The organism is Pseudomonas sp. P1_C12, assembly GCF_056406435.1.
Genome location: NZ_JBFUAE010000011.1, coordinates 11,897 through 32,980, shown reverse-complemented (window position 1 = coordinate 32,980; position 21,084 = coordinate 11,897). Strand labels below are relative to the sequence as shown.

Genomic DNA, 21,084 nt, shown 5'->3' with positions numbered 1-21,084 from the left:
GACAGCAGGCTTCAGGCCAACACCTCACACATCCCGATCGCCGAGCAATCGACCTGGAACGGCCCGAAAACCACGCCTTCATTCCTGATCGGTGGATTGCCGGCCAACATCCCCTGGGCACTGGCGCTTTCGATGCTGCGGGCAATGTTGTGGTTGGCTTCGATGGCCCGTGCCACCGAGCCTGCCGAGCCCTGTCCGATCCCCAGCAGGGAGGATCCGTTGGTCATGAACGCCAGGAAGGCAATGACCCAAAGTCTGTGCCCTTTCATGCGCCGGCGACCCCTGCGAGTTCAGCCTGAGCTGAAAGGCTGACAACCAGCACCATGGCCAGGTAAAGACCGATCGCCACATAGGCGCCATGTTTGGCAGAAGTGAGAATTGTGCTGGCCATGATGTTCTCCGCAGGCATGTTTCAATGCCCACAGAATCGATCAAAAAAGCCTGGATAACCACTCAGGGTTATCCATAGTAACCATCAACTTCATTGATCATTAAGCCAGACTATTTCAGTCTTCAATAAAACTGATCAAGCGCTCGCGCGCAGCATCCGGCTCACCCGGAACAGGCTCGGCTGCCGACAAAATGGGGGTGGAATAGAGAAACAGAAGAACCAATGCCAGACGCGTCACCATGCTGCCGATCCTTGCCGTGAGGAGGAGTCAAAAAATCAGCGTCAATTTAAACGTATGGCAATGTGATATCAAGCGAGACATTTATGGCAAAATGATACTGTCGTAAATGCGTTATGCAGGAGCGACATCACTCTGATCGTTTCCGACACTCGGGTTTTCAACACAAGTGTCTTCGATCATCAGTGACTTCGCTCCTGCATAAAGGCAGGGGTAAACGCTCAGGCTTGGGTTTTGTGATCCAGCGCGGCGTAGAAGTTGGCGCTCTGTTGCAGGTACTTCTGGGTGTAGCTCTGGGTGTGGGCTTTTTTGTCGCTGATTTCAACGTTGGCACTGGCTGGCAGCGCAACGGTGGCAGAAATGGCGGAAGCGGCGATGACAGAGAAGATGTTGAAGTTCATGGCGGTATTCCTCGGATTCAGTTGGCTTGCTTGCCCGGTGGGGCCGTGAAGCAAACTTAACCCTCGAGGGTCCGTGCCTTGAAATGCTTTGTAGCAGTACCAGATATCAGCGCCATTGATAAAAGCAGGCAGGCCCCATCAACCGGGGCCTGCGGCTTATTGACGCAGCAGAAACCTGAGATCGCTCGGGGCGTCCATCGGCAGTTTTTGCACGGTCTTGCCCAGCAGACCAGTCTTGGCATCGCGTTCGACGACGACAATCTGGTTGCTCTTCTGGTTGGCGATCAACAGGAATCTGCCGCTCGGATCGAGGCTGAATTCCCGCGGATGATCGCCCTCCACCGCCCGACGTTGCAGCTCACTGAGGTGGCCGGTCGCCGGATCGATGGCAAACACCAACAGTTGATTGGCCGTGCCACGGTTGCTGACGTAGAGGAACTTGCCGTCAGCCGAGGCATGCAACGCCGCTGCAGCCTTGTCCGAGACCGGTTGCCCGGCAGCCAGATCGACCATCTGCGTCTGCTTGAGTTGGCCGTCGTGGTAATCGAACACCGCCACCTGGGCGCTCATTTCCATGGTCAGCCAGGCGTGTTTGCCATCGGCGCTGAACAGCAGATGACGCGGTCCGCTACCGGGCGGCAGTTGCACGAATGCCGGGGTCGCCGGAGTCAATGGTAGTTCGGGGTTGGCCTTGGGGTCGAAGCGATAGGCAAACACCTTGTCGGCGCCCAGGTCGTTTGCGAACACGTATTGGCCATCCGGCGACGGGATCGTCGAATGCACGTGGGCCGAGGCCTGGCGCTCGGGATTGACCCGGCTCGCCGGGTGGCTGCTCATCTGCACCACCGGTTTGAGCTTGCCATCGACCGCCACCGGCAATACCGCGAGGGTGCCGCCCGGGTCCTCGGCCACCGAGTAATTGCTGACAAACAGATGGCTGCCATCGGTGCTGAGGCTGGAATGGGTGGGCTCGTTGCCCAGGCTTTGTACCTGGCTGATCAGGCTCAGCGCATGGGTCTTGGGATCGATCGCGAAACTGCTGACGCGCCCTACCGGATCGGTCTGGCCCGGGCCGTTTTCGTTGACCACGAACAGGTGTCGCTGATCCTTCGACAGGGTCAGCCACGACGGGTTTTCGCTCTTGATCACTTGCAGGGGCGTGGCATCGATCTGCCCGATACTACTGTCGAAAGCCAGGCGGTAGATGCCCTGGCTTTGACCGGCGGTGTAGGAGCCCACCAGCAGTTGATAGTCATCGGCGGATGCGACCTGGACGCCTATGGCACCGATGCTGCCGGCCATCAATAGTGGCCAGAGTTTAAGCATCGCCATTCGCATCTTCGCTGTCATCGTTGTCACCGCGGGATGCAGTCATGCACACCAGACGGTGCTCGCCGGAATCACCGATGATCAGCCAGCTTTGCAGTGTCGGATCGAAGCTCGCCGTCTGGATCTGCGCCGGGGTGAACTCCCAGTGCAGCGCCTTTCGACCGTCCATGCATTCAATGTGCAGGTTATCGTCCTCGTCGAGGGAGAATTCGAACGCGTGCAAGCCGTCGATTTCCACCATATCGCAGTGTTCGAGGACGTTGAGCAGGGTGTCGGTTGCTGAAGTCATGGCAGTCAATCTTTGAATGGGAAAACGCCAATGATAGCTCATGCACCACATCCCCTGTAGGAGCGAGCCTGCTCGCTCCTACAGGGATTGTGGTCAGCGGCTACAGCGCCTCGCGGGACGATTGCCCATCCACCAGTCGCTGGATACGTAGCGGATTGCCGTTCTTCAGCGCCTCCGGCAGCAAATTGTCCGGATAGTTCTGGAAGCACACCGGGCGCAGGAAACGATCGATGGCCAGTGTGCCCACCGATGTACCGCGCGCATCGGACGTTGCCGGGTAAGGCCCGCCGTGGACCATCGAATCGCAGACTTCCACGCCCGTCGGATAGCCATTGAGCAGGATGCGTCCGACCTTCTGCTCAAGCAACGCCGTCAGTCCGGCAAACTGTTCGAAGTCTTCCGGCTCGCCAATGACGGTGGCGGTCAACTGGCCGTGCAGGCCATTCAAGGCGGCCAACAGTTGCGCATGATCCGCCACTTCAACCACCACCGTGGTCGGACCGAACACTTCCTCTTGCAACACTTCATCGCCATCGAGCAGCAGGCTGACATCGGCCCTGAACAATTGCGGCTGCGCCTGATTGCCCTGCTGCGGGTTGCCGGCCAGATGCTCGATCCCCGGATGCACGAGCAGTTTTTGCAAGCCCTGGCCGTAGCTGCTCAAGGTTCCGGCATTGAGCATGGTTTGCGCCGGCTGGTCACCCATCAACCCGGCCACTTGCTGCACAAAGGTGCTGAACGACGCTGAGCGAATGCCGATCACCAGACCGGGATTGGTGCAGAACTGGCCGCAGCCCTGAACCACCGACGCCGTGAGGTCGCGCGCGACGGTGCCGGCCCGCGCCTGCAACGCCTGGGGCAACACGATCACCGGGTTGATGCTCGACATCTCGGCGAACACCGGAATCGGTTGCGCACGGGCCGCGGCCATGTCGCACAAGGCCCGACCGCCCTTGAGCGAACCGGTGAAGCCCACAGCCTGAATTGCCGGATGCTTGACCAGCGCCTCGCCGACGCCCCCGCCGTAGATCATGTTGAACACGCCGGCCGGCATGCCGGTTTTCTCGGCGGCGCGGATGATTGCGTCAGCCACCCGCTCAGCCGTGGCCATGTGACCGCTGTGGGCCTTGAACACCACCGGGCACCCGGCGGCCAGCGCCGATGCGGTATCGCCGCCTGCGGTAGAGAACGCCAGCGGAAAGTTGCTGGCACCGAACACCGCCACCGGCCCGAGGCCGATACGGTATTGACGCAGATCCGGGCGCGGCAACGGTTGACGCTCCGGCAATGCCCGGTCGATCCGTGCGCCGTAGAAATCACCACGCCGCAGCACTTTGGCAAACAGGCGCATCTGGCCGCTGGTGCGTCCACGCTCGCCTTGAATCCGGCCAGCGGGCAACGCCGTTTCGCGGCAGACCACCGCGACAAAATCATCACCGAGGGCATCCAGTTCATCGGCAATGGCCTCGAGAAACTGCGCCCGACGCTCCGCGCTCAGCATGCGATAGACCGGGTACGCAGCCGCCGCCGCGGTGGCCGCCGCATCGACTTCCTGCGCTGTCGCCTGAGAAAAATCCTGGGGCAAGGCCTCGCCCGTTGTCGCATCGAAACTCCGCAACTTGACGCTGCCAGCGGCGCTGCGTTGGCCGCCGATGTAGTTGTGACCAAGAATCCGGGTCATGGGTAAGTCCTCAAAGTGTGCCGACGGTGCCGGGTTCGAAAGCCGCTGCGACCGGTGCGATGCCATTGATCAATGGCGCGCCGAATTCGGCCTGGGTGATCTCGAACACGTCGCCCGGTTGTGTGCGAATGCCGTCGGCAAAGGACAGGGTCGCGGTGCCGAAGAAGTGAATGTGAACATCCCCCGGGCGCAGAAACTGGCTGTACTTGAAATGATGGAATTCGAGGTTGGCGAGGCTGTGGCACATGTTCGCCTCGCCACTGAGAAACTCGTTCTGCCACAGCACTTCGCCGTCGCGCAGGATGCGGCTGGTACCGGCCAGATGCTGCGGCAGTTCGCCGACCCGCAGTTCCGGGCCATAGCTGCAGCTGCGCAGTTTCGAGTGGGCCAGATACAGGTAGTTCTTGCGCTCCATGACGTGATCGGAGAACTCGTTGCCCACAGCAAAACCCAGGCGATACGGCTTGCCGTCGCGACCGATGACGTACAGGCCAGCGATCTCCGGCTCTTCACCGGCATCTTCGGCAAACGGCGGCAGGGGAAACGGCTGGCCCGGCCTGACGACGATGCTGCCATCGCCTTTGTAGAACCATTCCGGCTGCACACCGGCTTGATCTTCTGCCGGTTTGCCGCCCTCCACGCCCCATTTGAAGATGCGCATGGTGTCGGTCATCGCCGATTCGTCGCCACTTTGCTGGTGCATCTTGTCCCGGGCCGATGCACTGCCCAGATGGGTCAGGCCCGTGCCACTGACCAGCAAGTGCGCCGGGTCCGGATGGTCCAGGGGCGGCAGGATGCGCCGTTGCGTCAGCAGTTCGGCATAGCCGTGGCTGATGCCCAGCCCCAGACTTTGCACCTGTTGCTCAAGATTGGCGCCTGCCTCGATCGCCGCCAATGCCAGATCGCGCACGGTGCGCATGTCCTGCACTTCACGAACCAGCCCCGCCTCGACAACGCCGACACGGCGTTCGCCGTTACTCAATTCGAACTGAACCAAACGCATGAATTTTCTCCTGTAAACAATACTTCAGAACACCGCAGAACTCCTGTAGGAGCTGGCTTGCCAGCGAATGCGATTGAACATCCAACATTCATGCTGGCTGACCCACCGCTTTCGCTGGCAAGCCAGCTCCTACAGGTCCGTATCCTGTCAAGTGCGGGAAGCCCCACGTGCACTTGCTGCAAATTGATCGGCTGGCAGGACGTGTTTGCGTTCCAGCAGGCGATAGACAACGCCAGTCAGAATCAGGCCAAACACCATCACCCCGGAGAGGAAATACAAGCCGGACGCAAGATTGCCGGTGTACTCCTTCAACGCGCCGATCACGAATGGACCGAGGTAACCACCGAGGTTACCCACCGAGTTGATCAAGGCGATCCCCGCCGCCGCACTGGCGCCGGCGAAGAAGCGACCCGGCAAGGTCCAGAACACCGCCGTGCAGGAGAACAATGCGAATGCCACCAGGCACAACGCCGCCAGTTGCAGCACCGGCACCGACAGCCAGGCGCTGAGGAACAGGCCAATCGCACCCAGTACGTAAAGCACGGCGAGGTGGCCGTAGCGGTCGTTCAAGCGGTCGGAACTGCGTGGAATGATCAGAAGGCCAACGATCCCGAAGATGTACGGCACTGCGGAAACGAAACCGGTCACCAAGTCGCTGCCACCGAATTGCTTGATCAAGGTCGGTAGCCACAAACCCAGACCATAGATGCTCAGGGTCACCGGCAGGTAGAACAGCGCCAGCAGCAGGACGCGTTTGTCCTTGAGAGCGTGCAGCGGGTTGCCATGGCGGGTCTGGCCGTACGCGTCCAGGTCCTTTTTCAGCTCGGTGCTCAGCCAGTCCTTTTCTGCCTGGTCCATCCACTTCACTTGTTGCGGGCCGTCCGGCAGGTAACGCAGCACCGGCCAGGTCAGCAGGATCGCCGGGCAACCGATGACGATGAACAGCCACTGCCAGCCATGCAGCCCCAACACGCCGTCCATGCCCAGCAAGCCACCGGACACCGGGCCGGTGACCATCATCGCAATGGGTTGCGACAGGATGAACAGCCCGAGGATCTTGCCGCGATGGCGCACCGGGAACCATTGGGTGATGTAGTACAGAACGCCCGGGAAGAACCCGGCTTCGGCGGCGCCGAGCAAAAAGCGCATCACATAGAAGCTGTTCGGCCCCTGGACGAAGGCCATGCCGATGGTGATGGCGCCCCACGTGACCATGATCCGCGCGAACCAGCGCCGTGCGCCGAAGCGGTCGAGCATCAGGTTGCTGGGGATCTCCAGCAGGAAGTAGCCGATGAAAAACAGCCCGGCACCAAGACCGTAGGCGGCATCGCCGAGGCCGATGTCCGCGCCCATGTGCAGTTTGGCGAAGCCCACCGCGGAGCGGTCCACATAGGCGATCAGGTACAGCAGGATCAGGAAGGGAATCAGTTTCAGCGTGATGCGACGGATAAGCCGCAGTTCCTGGCTCATGAGATCGGTCTCCGATTGTTGTTGTTATGGAACCTCGGGGGACGCCTCTCGCGAAATAGTCGCCAGGGCCATCCCTCCGTTTGATCCGACTATATAGTATTACTATTTACTCAACAACACTTCCAAACAACGCAATTTGAGCCTATGTTACGCCTCAGCTAGAACAAAATAGTCATACAATAAGAGAATCGATCATGTCTGATAAGAAACCCACCCTGCGCTCCGCCCAATGGTTTGGCACCGCCGACAAGAACGGCTTCATGTACCGCAGCTGGATGAAGAATCAGGGCATCGCCGACCACCAGTTCCATGGCAAGCCGATCATCGGCATCTGCAACACCTGGTCGGAACTGACCCCGTGCAACGCGCACTTCCGCCAGATTGCCGAGCACGTCAAACGTGGGGTGATCGAGGCCGGCGGCTTTCCAGTGGAGTTCCCGGTGTTCTCCAACGGCGAATCGAACCTGCGCCCGACCGCCATGCTCACCCGCAACCTGGCGAGCATGGATGTCGAAGAAGCCATTCGCGGCAACCCGATCGATGGCGTGGTGCTGCTGACCGGTTGCGACAAAACCACCCCGGCCTTGCTGATGGGCGCCGCCAGTTGCGACGTGCCGGCCATCGTCGTCACCGGCGGGCCGATGCTCAACGGCAAGCACAAGGGCAAGGACATCGGCTCCGGCACCGTGGTCTGGCAGCTCAGCGAACAGGTCAAGGCTGGCACCATCAGCATCGACGATTTCCTCGCGGCCGAGGGCGGCATGTCCCGCTCGGCCGGCACCTGCAACACCATGGGCACCGCCTCGACCATGGCCTGCATGGCCGAAGCGCTCGGCACTTCCCTGCCCCACAATGCGGCGATTCCGGCCGTGGATGCGCGCCGTTATGTGTTGGCGCACATGTCCGGCATGCGTGCCGTGGAGATGGTGCACGAAGACTTGAAGCTGTCGAAGATCCTGACCAAAGAGGCCTTCGAGAACGCCATTCGCGTCAATGCCGCCATCGGCGGTTCAACCAACGCAGTGATCCATCTGAAGGCTATTGCCGGGCGCATTGGCGTGGAACTGGACCTGGATGACTGGACCCGTATCGGTCGCGGCATGCCGACCATCGTCGACCTGCAACCGTCCGGGCGCTTCCTGATGGAAGAGTTCTATTACGCCGGTGGTTTGCCGGCGGTGCTGCGTCGCCTCGGTGAAGCCAACCTGATCCCGAACCCGAATGCCTTGACCGTCAACGGCAAAACCATTGGAGAGAACACCAAAGACGCGCCGATCTATGGCGAGGACGAAGTGATCCGCACCCTCGACAACCCGATCCGCGCCGATGGCGGCATCTGTGTGTTGCGTGGCAACCTGGCGCCACTCGGCGCGGTACTCAAGCCGTCCGCCGCCACGCCCGAACTGATGCAGCATCGCGGTCGCGCGGTGGTGTTCGAGAACTTCGACATGTACAAGGCACGGATCAACGATCCGGAACTGGACGTGGATGCCAACTCGATCCTGGTGATGAAAAACTGCGGGCCGAAGGGTTATCCAGGCATGGCCGAAGTGGGCAACATGGGCCTGCCGGCCAAGCTGCTGGCCCAGGGTGTGACCGACATGGTGCGCATTTCCGATGCGCGCATGAGCGGCACGGCATACGGCACCGTTGTCCTGCACGTTGCTCCCGAAGCCGCCGCTGGCGGGCCTTTGGCGGCGGTGAAGGAAGGTGACTGGATCGAACTCGACTGCGCCAGCGGCCGCCTGCACCTGGATATTCCGGACGCCGAACTGGCCGCGCGCATGGCCGATCGGCAACCGCCACAGCCATTGTTGGTGGGGGGTTATCGCCAGCTGTACATCGACCACGTGCTGCAAGCGGACCAGGGTTGTGACTTCGACTTCCTGGTCGGCTGCCGCGGGGCTGAAGTGCCGCGTCACTCGCACTAACCCCACCACCTCCCTGTAGGAGCTGGCTTGCCAGCGAAAGCGGATAGTCAGTCGACATCAATGTTGGCTGTGCCGCCATCTTCGCTGGCAAGCCAGCTCCTACAGTGTCTTTATCCCTGCCTCAAGATTGCGCCGCGCCTGCTATCATGCGCGACACCTATTCGCACAGGACCGCGTCGTTCCCCATGGATTACCGCAAACCCTCCGACCGCAAAAGCATGCACTCGCGCATCGTCCAGGAACTGGGCATGCAGATCGTCTCGGGACGTTTCCTGCCCGACGACAAGCTGCCCGCCGAAGCGCTGTTGTGCGAAGAATATGCGGTCAGCCGGCCGGTGCTGCGTGAAGCCACCCGGGTCCTGGTTGCCAAAGGCCTGGTGTATTCCCGTCCGCGGGTCGGGACCGTGGTCAAGCCGCGCAAGGACTGGCACATGCTCGATCCTGACGTGCTGCACTGGTTGATGCAAAGCAGCCCGCAGAATCAGTTTTTCGACCTGCTGACCAGTGTGCGCAGCATCATCGAACCGGCCGCCGCCGCCCTCGCCGCGCAATTCGCCACGCAAGCGGACATTGCATCCATCGGTGAGGCCTACCAGCGCATGGAAGCTGCACCGACGCCGGAGGCGCTGTTGCAGCCGGACCTGGACTTCCACAGTCGCATTGCCGATGCCACGCACAACGACTTGCTGGCCAACCTGTGCAACATGCTCTCGGTGGCCATCGCCGAAGCCTTGAAACACTCGAACCAGCGGCCGAACCTGCATGAACTGGCGCTGCCACGGCACAAGGCAATCCTGACCGCCATCGAGAATCGTGATGCATTGGGTGCGCGGCATGCGACGCTGGTGCAACTCGATGATGCGCGCAGTGCGTTGAATGTGGTGCTGGGTAGCGATCCTTCGTAATGGCAAAGTCAAAAGATCGCAGCCTTCGGCAGCTCCTACATTGATCGAATACACCCACAATTAATCGGTGTAGGCAATCCCAAGTAGGAGCTGCCGAAGGCTGCGATCTTTTGATCTTCGCCCAAATAAAAAAGCCGCAACCCAAGGTTGCGGCTTTTTTGTTTCAGCGACCGATCAGTGGGCAAACAACGAGTTGCCCTTCTGCCCCGCCAGTTTCTCCGGTTTGATCAGGAACCGTGCCAGTGCCGGCAACAGCCACAGCGCACCGAACATGTTCCACAACAGCATGAAGGTCAGCATCAGACCCATGTCGGCCTGGAACTTGATGGCCGAGAAGATCCAGGTGCACACGCCGATGGCCAGGCACAGACCGGTGAACAGCACCGCCTTACCGGTGGACTTCAGCGTCTGGTAGTACGCTTCTTGCAGCGGCAGGCCGGCACGCAGGAAGCTTTCCAGACGGCTGTAGATGTAGATACCGTAGTCCACGCCGATCCCCACCCCGAGCGCCACGACCGGCAGGGTCGCCACTTTCACGCCGATGCCCATGAAGGCCATCAGGGCGTTGCCGAGTACCGAGGTCAGCACCAGTGGCAGCACGATGCACAAGGTCGCCGCCCACGAGCGGAAGGTGATCATGCACATGACCGCCACGCAAATGTACACCAGGATCAGGATGGTCAGCTCGGACTTCTTGATCACCTCGTTGGTGGCCGCCTCGATCCCGGCGTTACCGGCCGCGAGGATGAACTCCAGGCCTTCCTTGTTGTTCTCCTTGGAGAACGCCTGCACCGCATGTACCGCGCGATCCAGGGTCTCGGCCTTGTGATCGTTGAGGAACACCAGCACCGGCGCCAGGGAGCAGCTGTTGTTGTACAGGCCGTCAGCGCGGGCAATGGAGTTGTTCAATACATCAGGGTTACGCGACAGGGTTTCCCATTTCAGGTTGCCCTCGTTCATGCCCTTGATCATCTGCTTGGACACGGTCACAAGGGAAATCGCCGATTGCACGCCCTCGGTGTTCTGCATCTTCCACATCAGCTCGTCGATCGGCGCCATGGCTTCATAGCGCGAGCAACCTTCGGCCTTGGTCTTGACCATCACCACCAACACATCGGAACTGGTGGAGTAGTTGTTGATGATGAAGTTGTTGTCCTTGTTGTAGCGCGAGTCCGGACGCAACTCCGGGGCACCCTGGTCGAGGTCGCCGATTTTCAGGTTCTGGCTGTACCACAGGCCGCCGCCAAAGGCGATCAACGCCAGCAGGATGGACACCGGTGCAACTTTGGCGCTGGCGAAATTCGCCAGCAGGCGCCAGAACGGGTGTTCGCGCACCGCGTCTTTCTTGCTGCGCTCGACCGCACGCTTGCTGATGCCGACATAGGAAATCGCCACCGGCAACAGGATCAGGTTGGTGAACACGATCACCGCCACACCGATGGATGCGCCGATGGCCAGTTCACGGATCACGCCGATATCGATGATCAGCAGCGTGATGAAACCCACGGCATCGGCGAGGATCGCGATCATCCCCGGCAGGAACAATTGACGGAACGTACGGCGCGCGGCCGTCAGGGCGTTGTCCGCCTCGCTCGATTGCAGGGCGATCCCGTTGATCTTCTGCACGCCGTGGGAAATACCGATGGCGAAGATCAGGAACGGTACCAGCATCGAGTAAGGATCGAGCCCGAAGCCGAAGAAGTGCATCAACCCCAGTTGCCAGACCACTGCCACCAATGTCGTGCTCAACACGGCGACGGTACTGCGCAGGCAGTTGGTGAACCACAGCAGGAGGATCAGGGTGATGACGAAGGCGATGCCGAAGAACATCACCACCATCACCAGGCCGTCGATCAGGTCACCGACTTTCTTGGCGAAACCGACGATGTGGATCTTCACATTCGGGTTCTGCGCTTCGAACTTGGTGCGGATCTTGTCCTCAAGCTCGTGGGAGAACTGGCGATAGTCCAGCGCCAGCAGCTTGCCCTGGTCTTGCGGGTCCGGGTAGGACTCCAGCAACGGAATGTCGACGATGCTCGACTTGAAATCGTTGGACACCAGGCGCCCGACCTGGCCGGACTTGAGCACGTTGTTGCGCAGCAAATCGAGGCTGGCCTGGGAGCCGTTGTAGCTCTGCGGAATCACTTCACCGCCGGCGAAGCCCTCTTCCGTCACTTCGGTCCAGCGAACACTCGGGCTCCACAGCGACTTGAGGCCGGAGCGGTCGACACCGGAGATGTAGAACACCTCATCGTTGATCTGACGCAAGGTCTCCATGTACTCCTTGGAGAAGATGTCGCCATTGGTGGCTTCCACCGAGATCCGTACAGTGTTGCCCAGGTTCGCCAGATCGTTGCGGTGCTCCATCATCTTCTGGATGAAGGGATGCTCCAGCGGGATCATTTTTTCGAAACTGGTGGACGGACGGATCAGCGTCGCCTGCCAGAACAGGAAAATACTGACCAGCAGACAGATCGTGATCACTGCCGGGCGGTTGTTGAAGATCAGGCGCTCGAGGAACGTCGCCTTGTCCTGGTGATGAGAACTCAAGGAAGTCATAGCTCCGCCTTCTTATTATTAACCCGGCTCATTTGCCCGACTCGGTACCGTTGGGCGAAGTGACGCGAACGCCGCCCTGCCCGGCCAGAACCAGATTGCCATTGCCTGCCGCAGTCACTGCCGAGACCGAAATACGGTCCGCACGGTTGACCACTTTGAAGGTTTCGCCATTGTCGCTGCTGCGGATCACCGAGCCGCCGTTGCCGACAATCACGATGGAACCGTCGTCGAGCAGCGTGCCGCCGGACAGCCCGAACTCCAGGTCGCCACGTTCAGCCTTGAGCTCGACCTGCTCCCAGGTGGTGCCGAAGTCCGTGGAACGGTAAAGGTTGCCACGCAAGCCGTAGGCCAGCAGCGTATTGGGCTGCGCCGTGCCGATCACGCCGAACAGCGAGCCTTCGTACGGACCTTCGAGTTTCTCCCAGGTCTGGCCCCAGTCCGCGGAGCGGAACATGCTGCCCTGCTCGCCGACGATGAACAGCCCGGCGTCCTTGACCGCGGCAATCGCGTTCAGGTGGTACTGGTCTTCATTGTCCAGACGGTCGCTGGCGTCTTCCCAATGCTTGCCACCGTCGGTGGTTTCCATCAGCGAGCCGTAGGCGCCCACGGCAAAGCCGCTGTCGACGTCCTTGAACCAGACATCGAGCAGCGGCGATTCGCGTTTCAGATCTTCGAATTGCCTGGTCCAGGTAGCGCCGCCGTCCTCGCTGGCGAGGATCTGTGCGTCATGACCGACGGCCCAGCCGTGTTTGTCATCGACAAAGAACACTGACGTCAGCAGGGCCCGGGTCGGGACCTTGGCCTGGGTCCAGGTGGCGCCCTGGTCATCGGAATACAGGATGTGCCCACGATCCCCGACCGCCACCAGGCGCTTGCCGGCGTGGACGACATCGAGCATCAGGCTTTTGGCAGCCTTGGCAGATTCAATGGAATAAACAACATCGGATGCTGGCGCCGCTGCGGCCAGCGCAGGTGCCGACAGCATGGCAGAACCCAACAGCGAGAGCGCTGTAGCCAGCAACGCGAATTTGCGCAGTGCCGGCGGGCGGCAGATACCCACACCCATGACAGGCTCACTCATAGACCTTCTCCCATTATTATTGTTAGGTCGTTCAACCTTTCTGGGCGCCGCAAGGGTGCGTGTCTGGACCGGCTGTTTCAGAGCATAGTCCTGAAACCCGCAATCCAGAGCCCCTTCGGAAGCTGGCTTATCCTATCGGTGTTTTTTAATGTCTGACAATCGACGCCACGTTATGTTTTGTTAACCGGGGGGGATGGGGGGGTGTTCTGAATGGTTGAGTATCAGGTGGGGTGTTTGGTGTTTGGTGTTTGGTGTTTGGTGTACATATCCGTTGCTGCGGTAACGGCCGCTATTGGTTCCGCCCTTACGGCGGGTCACTTTCGAAAAGCCTGCGCGGCCCGGCGCAAAGTAACCAAAGCGCTTTGCCCCTGACATTCGGTGCCTCGCTGTGGCTCGGCATGCCCTCGCTCCGGTCCTGCTCCGTGGGCCCGCCGCCATCGGCCATCCATGGCCGGGGGCGGCTAACCCGGCATCCATGCCGGGTTGCCCACTGCGCAGAACCTCCACTCGGCCTCACGAGGGGGCGTGTACCGCAAAAGCAAAAACGAGGCGGCCTACCGGCCGGCCTGGTTCTGATGCGTGCGTGTTTCCCTGTAGGAGCTGTCGAGTGCAACGAGGCTGCGATCTTTTGATTTTTGACAATGTCGAAGGGTGCGGAAGATCAAGATCAAAAGATCGCAGCCTGCGGCAGCTCCTACAGGGGGAATGCGTTTAGCCGAAAGAGATTGGTCGGCCATAAGGCCGCCTTCGCGAGCAAGCTCGCTCCCACAATGGGTCGGCGTACACCAACTGCTCTTCACCACTCAACAGGCCGAGCGTTAGCTCGCCTGCAGCTCTTGATCTTGATCCACCCGCCCCCTCGGAAGGCTGAGCGGAGGTGTTCATCCGGGGATTGGCGCGCAGCGCCGTTCGACGCAGTCGAACTCATCGCATGTAGGTCGAAGCGAAGCCGACCGGAGGGCAATGCCCCCGGATGAATACCGCAGCGAAGGAACGCCGAGCCTTAGCGAGGGGCCGTACGTTCGGGGCGAGCGTTTTTTTGGTTACTTTTTTTAGGCGCTTGTAAAAAAAGTGACTCGCCGTAAGGGCGAAACCGCTAGCCGCCGTTACCGCAGGAATGGATATGTACCCAATCAACCCATGACCCTGGTCGGCCCGAAGGCCGCCAAGGTCAACAACAGACTCAAGCCAAACTCTTGCTGACCACCTCAAACACATCGCTAGACAGTTGCCCCGAAGCCCGAATCCGCTCCAGCTCCCCCTTCATCAAAGCCTGACGAGCACTGTCGTACTTGCGCCAGCGAGTCAAAGGCGCCAACTGGCGAGAAGCAATCTGCGGATTGAAGCCATTCAACTCGATCACCAGATCCGCCAGGAAGCGATACCCGGAACCGTCGGCCGCGTGGAAGTTGATCAGGTTCTGCCCGGCAAACGCACCGACCAGTGCCCGCACCTTGTTCGGGTTCTTGATGTTGAACGCCGGGTGCTGCATCAACGCCTTGACTCTCTCCAGGCCCCCAGGCAACACACTGCCAGCCTGGACGCTGAACCACTGGTCCATGACCAACGGGTTGTCCTTGAAGTGCTCGGCGAAGCTGGCCAGCGCCTTGGCCTTCTCGGCTTCGTAGGGTGAATTGACCAACACGGCAAGTGCGGTCAGGCGCTCGGTCATGTTGTCGCACGAATCGAACTGCTCCAGAGTCGCAGCCACAACTTCCGGCTTGCCGCTGAGCATCAGGTACGACAGCACGATGTTCTGCAAGGCACGACGGGCGAAATGCTCGGCTTCGGCCACATACGGAGTCTGCTTCGACAATTCGCGATTGGCCTGATAACGCAGCCACAGGCCTTCGAACAACGCACCGGCCAATTGCTTGCGAGCGAACTCACGAGCAGTGTGAATGGCATCGACATCCGCCACTTCGCTGATCTCGGTCAGGTACGCCTCGCTTGGCAGCGAGAGCATTTCAGCGACCATGGCCTGATCCAGCGACTCGTCCGAGAGCACAGTACGCAGTGCCGACACCAGCCGCTGATCGAGTACCAGCGCTTCGCCCTTCTGCTGCTGGGCAATCAACTCTTGCAGCACCTGCACCGACAGTTGCTGGCCGGCATCCCAGCGATTGAAACCGTCGCTGTCGTGCTGCATCAGGAACATCAACTGGTCGCGGTTGTACGGGAAGCTCAGTTTCACCGGCGCCGAGAAGCCACGCAGCAACGACGGCAGCGGTTGTTCGGCGATGTCGACGAAGGTAAAGGTCTGCTCAGCCTCGGTCACGGAAATGACTCGCGAAGTGCCTTGCGCGACGGCTTCACCAGCAAGGCGCAGGGCAATCGCTGCCCCTTTGGAATCCAGCAGGCCCAGCTCGACCGGGATCACGAACGGTAGTTTTTCGACCTTGTCCGGAGTTTGCGGGCAGCTCTGGCGGAAGGTCAGGCTGTAGGTTTTCGCCGCTGCATCAAAGGACTCGCTCACCGCCAGACGCGGTGTACCGGCCTGGCTGTACCAGCGTTTGAACTGGGTCAGGTCGACACCGTTGGCATCTTCCATGGCCTTGATGAAGTCATCGCAGGTCACGGCCTGGCCGTCGTGGCGTTCGAAGTACAGGTCGCTGCCTTTGCGGAAACCTTCGGCACCGAGCAAGGTGTGGATCATGCCGACCACTTCCGAGCCCTTCTCGTACACAGTCAGGGTGTAGAAGTTGGAAATCTCGATGAAGCTGTCCGGGCGCACGGCATGGGCCATGGGGCCGGCGTCTTCGGCGAATTGGTGGGTGCGCAGGTAGGCCACGTCCTGGATGCGCTTGACCGTGGCCGAGTTCATGTCCGAGGAGAAACCGGCATCGCGGAACACGGTGAAGCCTTCCTTCAGCGAGAGCTGAAACCAGTCGCGGCAGGTCACGCGGTTGCCCGACCAGTTGTGGAAGTATTCGTGGGCGACAATCGCCTCGACCCGCTGGTGCGCGGCGTCGGTGGCGGTTTCGGCCTTGGCCAGCACGGCGCTGGAGTTGAAGATGTTGAGGCCCTTGTTTTCCATGGCGCCCATGTTGAAGTCATTCACGGCGACGATCATGAAGATGTCCAGGTCGTACTCGCGACCGTAGACCTCTTCGTCCCAGCGCATGGATTTCTTCAGGCTGTTCATGGCGTGCTGGCACTTGTCGATGTTTTCCGGCTCGACGTAAATGCGCAGCGCCACATTGCGCTCGCTCATGGTGGTGAAACTGTCTTCGACGCACCACAGGTCGCCGGCCACCAGCGCAAACAGGTACGCCGGTTTCTTGAACGGATCTTCCCAGGTCGCCCAGTGCCGGCCGTCTTCGCCGGGACCGGAAGCAATCGGGTTGCCGTTGGACAGTAGCACCGGATAGCTGTGCTGCTCGGCGACCACCGTGGTGGTGAAGGTGCTCATCACGTCCGGGCGGTCGAGGTAATAGGTGATCTTGCGAAAGCCTTCGGCCTCGCACTGGGTGCAGAACATCGTGCCGGACTTGTACAGGCCCTCCAGCGCGGTGTTGGTTTCCGGGTGGATCCGGACGCTGGTGTCGACCGTGAAGGTGGCGCTGGTCGGGTGCAGGGTCAGGTGATTCTCGGTCAGCTGATACTGCGCCTCGGAAAGCTCCTGGTCGGCCAACGTCACCGCCAACAGCTCAAGCTGCTGGCCGTCGAGCACCAGCGGCGGCAGGCCCGGGCCACGCTCGGGGTTGCGGCGCATCACCAGTTGCGCATGGACCAGGCTGTGGTCCTCGTACAACTCGAAGGTCAGGTGCGTTTCGTCGATCAGGTACTCGGGCGCCTGATAGTCCTTGAGGTAGATCATCTTCGGTTGTTCGGTGCGCATGCTGGAGTCCTTACTGATGCACGGCGAGCTGGTAAGCCGTGTATTTACGAATATTGATCACGCCGGTGTCGAAGATCAGGTATTGACCCTTGACCCCCATCAGCGTGCCTTCGGCAATCGGGTTCTTGTCCAGGTTGAAGCTGACGATCTTCGCCGGGTACTGCTCGACCGGATAGCGAATTTCCAGCGGTTCGACATCGGTCACCGGCTGGATCGCCTGCAAGCCAAATCGCTGCTGCAACCCCAGCAAGCCTTCAGCGCAGCTGTCGAACAGCTGATCGCGGACTTCGGCCAGGTTCACCGCCGCCGCATCGCCCTTGAGCAAAGCACGCCAGTTGGTCTTGTCGGCCACCTGGCTGCGGAACAGATCCTCGACGAAACCGGACTGCTGACGGGTCGATACGCGCATGATCGGCAAGGCCTGGCTCGCACCCTGGTCGAGCCAGCGGGTCGGCAATTGGGTGGCACGGGTAATCCCGACTTTCACCCCCGACGAGTTGGCCAGATAAACCACGTGATCAGTCATGCAAAACTTCTCGCCCCATTCCGGCTCGCGGCAGGTGCCGGCGTCGAAGTGGCAGCGTTCCGGGCTCATGATGCAGACGTCGCACTGGGCCAGTTTGGTCATGCACGGGTAGCAGTAGCCCTGGCTGAAACTGGTCTTGGTCTTGCGTCCGCAATGGATGCAGTGGATCGCACCCAGGTATTCCAGACGCACCGTGGTGCCGATCAACGGATTGACCGGGACCTCGGTTTCGCCCAGACGCAAAGCGTATTGCACGTTTGGCCCGTCCAGGCGCGCCGACATTTTGCTGATTGCACCGCGGCCAATCTCGATCAATGGATGGCATCCGACTTGAACAGGATATTCGGCACTTCGATCGACTTCGAGGCGCATTCCTGCGGCCCCATGTAGCCGGTACGCTGGTCTTCTGGCAGGTTCTGGATTTCCCAGGCGATCATCGCCTGCAACGACAGCTCGCGTTGTTCGGCGGTGAGCTTGCCACCGTCGGACCATTTGCCGATTTCCACGGCCAGTTTCAGGCTCTCGTAGATATCGGAGGTGATGTTGTTGATCATTTCGTTAAAAGAGGACATTGAGTCTCCGTCTCTTCATTGCAGGTTCTGAATTAGGCGGCCAGTTTACGGCGGTTATACAAACCGCCCAACAAACCGCTGAAGCATCCGATGAGTAACCCGCTGACGTGGGCCGCGTTGGCGATTTCGCCGAAGCCGATCATCGACACCAGCCCGGACAGGCACAACAACAACCACACCAGCATCATCACCAGCACGCCTCGCGGCAGGCGATAAGCCGGGTTCGGCGCCAGCAGCTGGAAGATCCAGCAATGCCCGAGCAAGCCGTACAGTACACCGGACAAACCACCGAACAAGGTCGGGCCGCTGAAGTAATACTGGGCGTAGTTGGACACCAGGCTGAACAGCAGGGTCAGGCCGATCAGGTTGATACTGCCCTGACGCGACTCGATGCGCCGCCCCAGTTCCCAGTACCACATGCCGTTCATCGCCAGGTGCAGGATGCCGAAGTGAATCAGCATCGGCGTGAACAGGCGCCACCACTGCCCCGCCGCCAGGCTGTCGGCCAGTGGCGTGAAGTGGAGGTACTCGCCGACCACGCGGAATTCGAGGAAGGTCAGCCAGCGCATCGTTTCAAGGTTGTCGCCGAGCAGGGTCACTGCACCGACAATCACGCTCAGCAACAGCACCAGCGCGGTGGCCCTGGCGTATTTCAATTGCTCGACGAACCCCGGGCGCTTGATGGTCTGCGCCAGCGGAATGTCCAATTGCTGATCGGGATCGCCCGCCGGAAACCGTTCGTACAACGCGCGCACGTCTTCACTGATGTTGTCGGGCACCCACAGCACTTGCTCGCCTGCCTCTTCACTGACCCGATGGGGCACTTGCATGCGCTTGAGCAGGGTGACGAACCCGCTCAAGTCCACCGCCAGGGGCAGACGCAATACCGCTACAGCACTCATTGCAGCACCTCCGGCCGTTCGACATCGACCCAGACGAATTTATGCGGATCCAGGCGGGTTTCCTGATCCAGTCGGTAGGCAACCAGCTTGCCGTACAGCACCGCGCTGTAATCCAGACAGGCCAGGTTCGGCCGGATCGGTGCCGGTTTGCCGCTGCGCCAGTAATGGCCGACGAACAACAACGGCTCATCGATGCCATAGCGCAGCAAACTGTTCTTTTCGGTGGGTGTCAGCGGCGTCCGGGCCACGGGTTCGGGCAGTGCATCGGGCTGGAACACGATGTCGCCGTAGGTTTTCGGATCGTCTTCCCAGAATTTGGTCCGGAAGAACGAACGCACCAGCCCATCGCCGCTGGTCATGGTCAGGCCATGGGGCAAGCGCATGTCCGTACCGCGCAGCAGCCGGTCGAACACGGTGCAGGCAAACGAACCCGCCTGCGCCGAAGCCTGGAGAAAATGCTCGTCGACACAACCGCTGGGGAACAACGCCCGCAGCGGCTCGATCAGCCCGGCGTCCCAGCAGGCGTGGACCACGCGAAAACGCCCGGCATCGACGAACAATGGCAGCTTATAGAACCATTGCTGGAAGTCGTGCCAGTCACCCGGATGGTGTTCGAACTGGGTCAGGGTTTCGTGTAGCAGGCGGGCATGGCGCGGCGTGTGCTCGCGCACGAATTGCTTGCCGCTGCCGGGCAGCGCCGGCGTGCTCCAGCCCAGCGCATTGAACTCGTGGTTGCCCATGATGCACAGCGCCTGACCGGCCTCGACCATGTCGTGGACGATATGCAGCGCCTCGCGAATCCGCGGGCCGCGATCGATGATATCGCCGACGAACACCGCCATGCGCGACGCGTGCCGCCAAACGCCACCTTGCTTGTGATAACCGAGTCGGTCGAGCAAGTGCTCCAGGGTCAGAGCGCAACCGTGCACGTCACCGATCAGGTCGTAGCTACGCGCGGGATCGAGCATCAGTCGCCTCCACCCCCCAACTTGCTGCCCCAGCCGAGCTTGGTCCGGCAAACTTCATAGTAGTTGTGGTCGAGCGGGTGAATCAGCCGCAGTTTCTGGGCTTTCTTGCTGACGGTAATGGTGTCGCCGGGCGCGCAGGTAAAGTGGTTCTGCCCGTCACACGAGACTTGCGGGTAAATCTGCATATCCTTGGACACGACGATTTTCAGCTCACTGTTGCCATCGACCACAATCGGTCTACCCGACAAGGTATGGGGGTACATCGGCACAATCACAATAGCGTCGAGCTTGGGATGCATGATCGGCCCGCCGGCAGACAGTGCATACGCGGTGGAACCGGTCGGCGTGGCGACGATCAGGCCGTCGGCCTTCTGGCTGCAGACGAACTGGCCGTCGATGTACAGCTCGAATTCGATCATTCGCGTGGATTTGCCAGGGTGCAGCACCACATCGTTCAGTGCATCGCCCTGGCCGATGGCCTCGCCGTGGCGACGGACTTCGGCCTGCAACAGGAAGCGGTTTTCCACCAGATAGTGGCCATCCAGCACTTCGGCGACCTTGGTTTCCAGTTCATCGGGGCGAATGTCGGTCAGGAAACCCAGGCTGCCCCGGTTGATGCCGAGCACCGGAATATTGTGCCTGGCCAGCGCCCGGGCGGCACCGAGCAGACTGCCGTCACCACCGACCACAATGACCATGTCGCAGACTTCGCCGAGCATCTTGCGCGACGAGGTTTGCAGGCCGTGCCCTGGCAGCACTTCGGCGATGGTGTCTTCGAGGATCACGTGCAGGTGACGATCGAGCAGAAACCGTTTCAGTCGGCGGACGGTATCCAGCACCTGGGAACTGCCCAGGCGACCGATGATGCCGATATTGCGAAATTGCTCCATGGGGCTCCTGCGGGGATCTGTGTGGCGGCGAAAACCACGATTATGGGCGAAAGCCGCCCGTAGACAAAATCCTTTCAGCTTCAAGGGTGTGCCCGGGTTTCGGGCTA

The 21,084-nt window shown here is 60.5% G+C and carries 18 protein-coding genes and 1 pseudogene; 2 read left to right on the top strand and 17 right to left on the bottom strand.

What is annotated here, in order from left to right:
• Window positions 1-11 precede the first annotated feature (11 nt).
• The 9 genes and pseudogenes from AC1D19_RS19080 to AC1D19_RS19040 form a co-directional block, all read right to left on the bottom strand.
• Complete coding sequence (locus AC1D19_RS19080) at window positions 12-269, bottom strand: hypothetical protein (RefSeq protein ID WP_477754135.1); 258 nt, start codon at window positions 267-269, stop codon at window positions 12-14.
• Window positions 266-391: a hypothetical protein gene (locus AC1D19_RS19075; protein WP_477764283.1), complete on the bottom strand. Its 126-nt coding sequence runs from the start codon at window positions 389-391 to the stop codon at window positions 266-268. Before AC1D19_RS19075 ends, AC1D19_RS19080 begins: the two co-directional genes overlap by 4 nt.
• A 115-nt stretch (window positions 392-506) precedes the next feature.
• The gene (locus tag AC1D19_RS19070; RefSeq protein WP_263287176.1) at window positions 507-632 is read right to left on the bottom strand and encodes a hypothetical protein; all 126 of its coding nucleotides are present in this window, start codon (window positions 630-632) and stop codon (window positions 507-509) included.
• 218 nt (window positions 633-850) lie between these two features.
• Window positions 851-1,030, bottom strand: coding sequence for a hypothetical protein (locus AC1D19_RS19065; protein ID WP_007979950.1), 180 nt, complete (start codon window positions 1,028-1,030; stop codon window positions 851-853).
• 156 nt (window positions 1,031-1,186) lie between these two features.
• Window positions 1,187-2,356 carry a lactonase family protein gene (locus AC1D19_RS19060; protein WP_477764274.1) on the bottom strand — a complete coding sequence of 390 codons (1,170 nt, stop codon included), beginning with the start codon at window positions 2,354-2,356 and terminating at the stop codon, window positions 1,187-1,189.
• Window positions 2,349-2,648: a DUF5629 family protein gene (locus tag AC1D19_RS19055; protein WP_477764126.1), complete on the bottom strand. Its 300-nt coding sequence runs from the start codon at window positions 2,646-2,648 to the stop codon at window positions 2,349-2,351. The genes AC1D19_RS19060 and AC1D19_RS19055 overlap by 8 nt, the downstream gene beginning before the upstream one ends.
• Before the next feature lie 98 nt (window positions 2,649-2,746).
• Window positions 2,747-4,329: pseudogene (locus AC1D19_RS19050) on the bottom strand (aldehyde dehydrogenase (NADP(+))); the annotation flags it as partial.
• Window positions 4,330-4,339: 10 nt separating this feature from the next.
• Complete coding sequence (gene araD1 / locus AC1D19_RS19045; RefSeq protein WP_477764125.1) at window positions 4,340-5,332, bottom strand: AraD1 family protein; 993 nt, start codon at window positions 5,330-5,332, stop codon at window positions 4,340-4,342.
• A 147-nt stretch (window positions 5,333-5,479) separates the two neighbouring features.
• The gene (locus AC1D19_RS19040) at window positions 5,480-6,802 is read right to left on the bottom strand and encodes an MFS transporter (protein ID WP_477764124.1); all 1,323 of its coding nucleotides are present in this window, start codon (window positions 6,800-6,802) and stop codon (window positions 5,480-5,482) included.
• A 194-nt stretch (window positions 6,803-6,996) separates the two neighbouring features.
• On the opposite strand from AC1D19_RS19040, the gene AC1D19_RS19035 reads away from it, so the two are divergent.
• Entirely contained in the window at window positions 6,997-8,733 is a 1,737-nt protein-coding gene (locus AC1D19_RS19035) for an IlvD/Edd family dehydratase (RefSeq protein WP_477764123.1), read from the top strand.
• 185 nt (window positions 8,734-8,918) lie between these two features.
• Entirely contained in the window at window positions 8,919-9,638 is a 720-nt protein-coding gene (locus tag AC1D19_RS19030) for a FadR/GntR family transcriptional regulator (protein WP_477764273.1), read from the top strand.
• Window positions 9,639-9,812: 174 nt separating this feature from the next.
• Here AC1D19_RS19030 and AC1D19_RS19025 read toward each other — a convergent pair whose 3' ends face one another.
• The 8 genes from AC1D19_RS19025 to AC1D19_RS18990 form a co-directional block, all read right to left on the bottom strand.
• Complete coding sequence (locus AC1D19_RS19025) at window positions 9,813-12,197, bottom strand: efflux RND transporter permease subunit (protein WP_477764122.1); 2,385 nt, start codon at window positions 12,195-12,197, stop codon at window positions 9,813-9,815.
• 28 nt (window positions 12,198-12,225) lie between these two features.
• Complete coding sequence (locus tag AC1D19_RS19020; protein ID WP_477764121.1) at window positions 12,226-13,278, bottom strand: WD40/YVTN/BNR-like repeat-containing protein; 1,053 nt, start codon at window positions 13,276-13,278, stop codon at window positions 12,226-12,228.
• A 1,183-nt stretch (window positions 13,279-14,461) separates the two neighbouring features.
• Window positions 14,462-17,119 carry an aminopeptidase N gene (gene pepN, locus AC1D19_RS19015; RefSeq protein WP_477764120.1) on the bottom strand — a complete coding sequence of 886 codons (2,658 nt, stop codon included), beginning with the start codon at window positions 17,117-17,119 and terminating at the stop codon, window positions 14,462-14,464.
• Window positions 17,120-17,129: 10 nt separating this feature from the next.
• Complete coding sequence (locus tag AC1D19_RS19010; protein ID WP_477764119.1) at window positions 17,130-17,960, bottom strand: DUF2797 domain-containing protein; 831 nt, start codon at window positions 17,958-17,960, stop codon at window positions 17,130-17,132.
• Window positions 17,957-18,217, bottom strand: coding sequence for a YeaC family protein (locus AC1D19_RS19005; RefSeq protein WP_477755643.1), 261 nt, complete (start codon window positions 18,215-18,217; stop codon window positions 17,957-17,959). The genes AC1D19_RS19010 and AC1D19_RS19005 overlap by 4 nt, the downstream gene beginning before the upstream one ends.
• Window positions 18,218-18,249: 32 nt before the next feature.
• Window positions 18,250-19,119 (bottom strand): rhomboid family intramembrane serine protease, encoded by an 870-nt coding sequence (locus AC1D19_RS19000; RefSeq protein WP_477755642.1) that lies wholly within the window; start codon window positions 19,117-19,119, stop codon window positions 18,250-18,252.
• A complete protein-coding gene (locus AC1D19_RS18995) occupies window positions 19,116-20,087 on the bottom strand; it encodes a metallophosphoesterase (protein ID WP_477760273.1) in 972 nt (323 codons plus the stop codon). The genes AC1D19_RS19000 and AC1D19_RS18995 overlap by 4 nt, the downstream gene beginning before the upstream one ends.
• Complete coding sequence (locus AC1D19_RS18990; RefSeq protein ID WP_057398469.1) at window positions 20,087-20,977, bottom strand: NAD(+) kinase; 891 nt, start codon at window positions 20,975-20,977, stop codon at window positions 20,087-20,089. Before AC1D19_RS18990 ends, AC1D19_RS18995 begins: the two co-directional genes overlap by 1 nt.
• Between the last annotated feature and the right edge of the window lie 107 nt (window positions 20,978-21,084).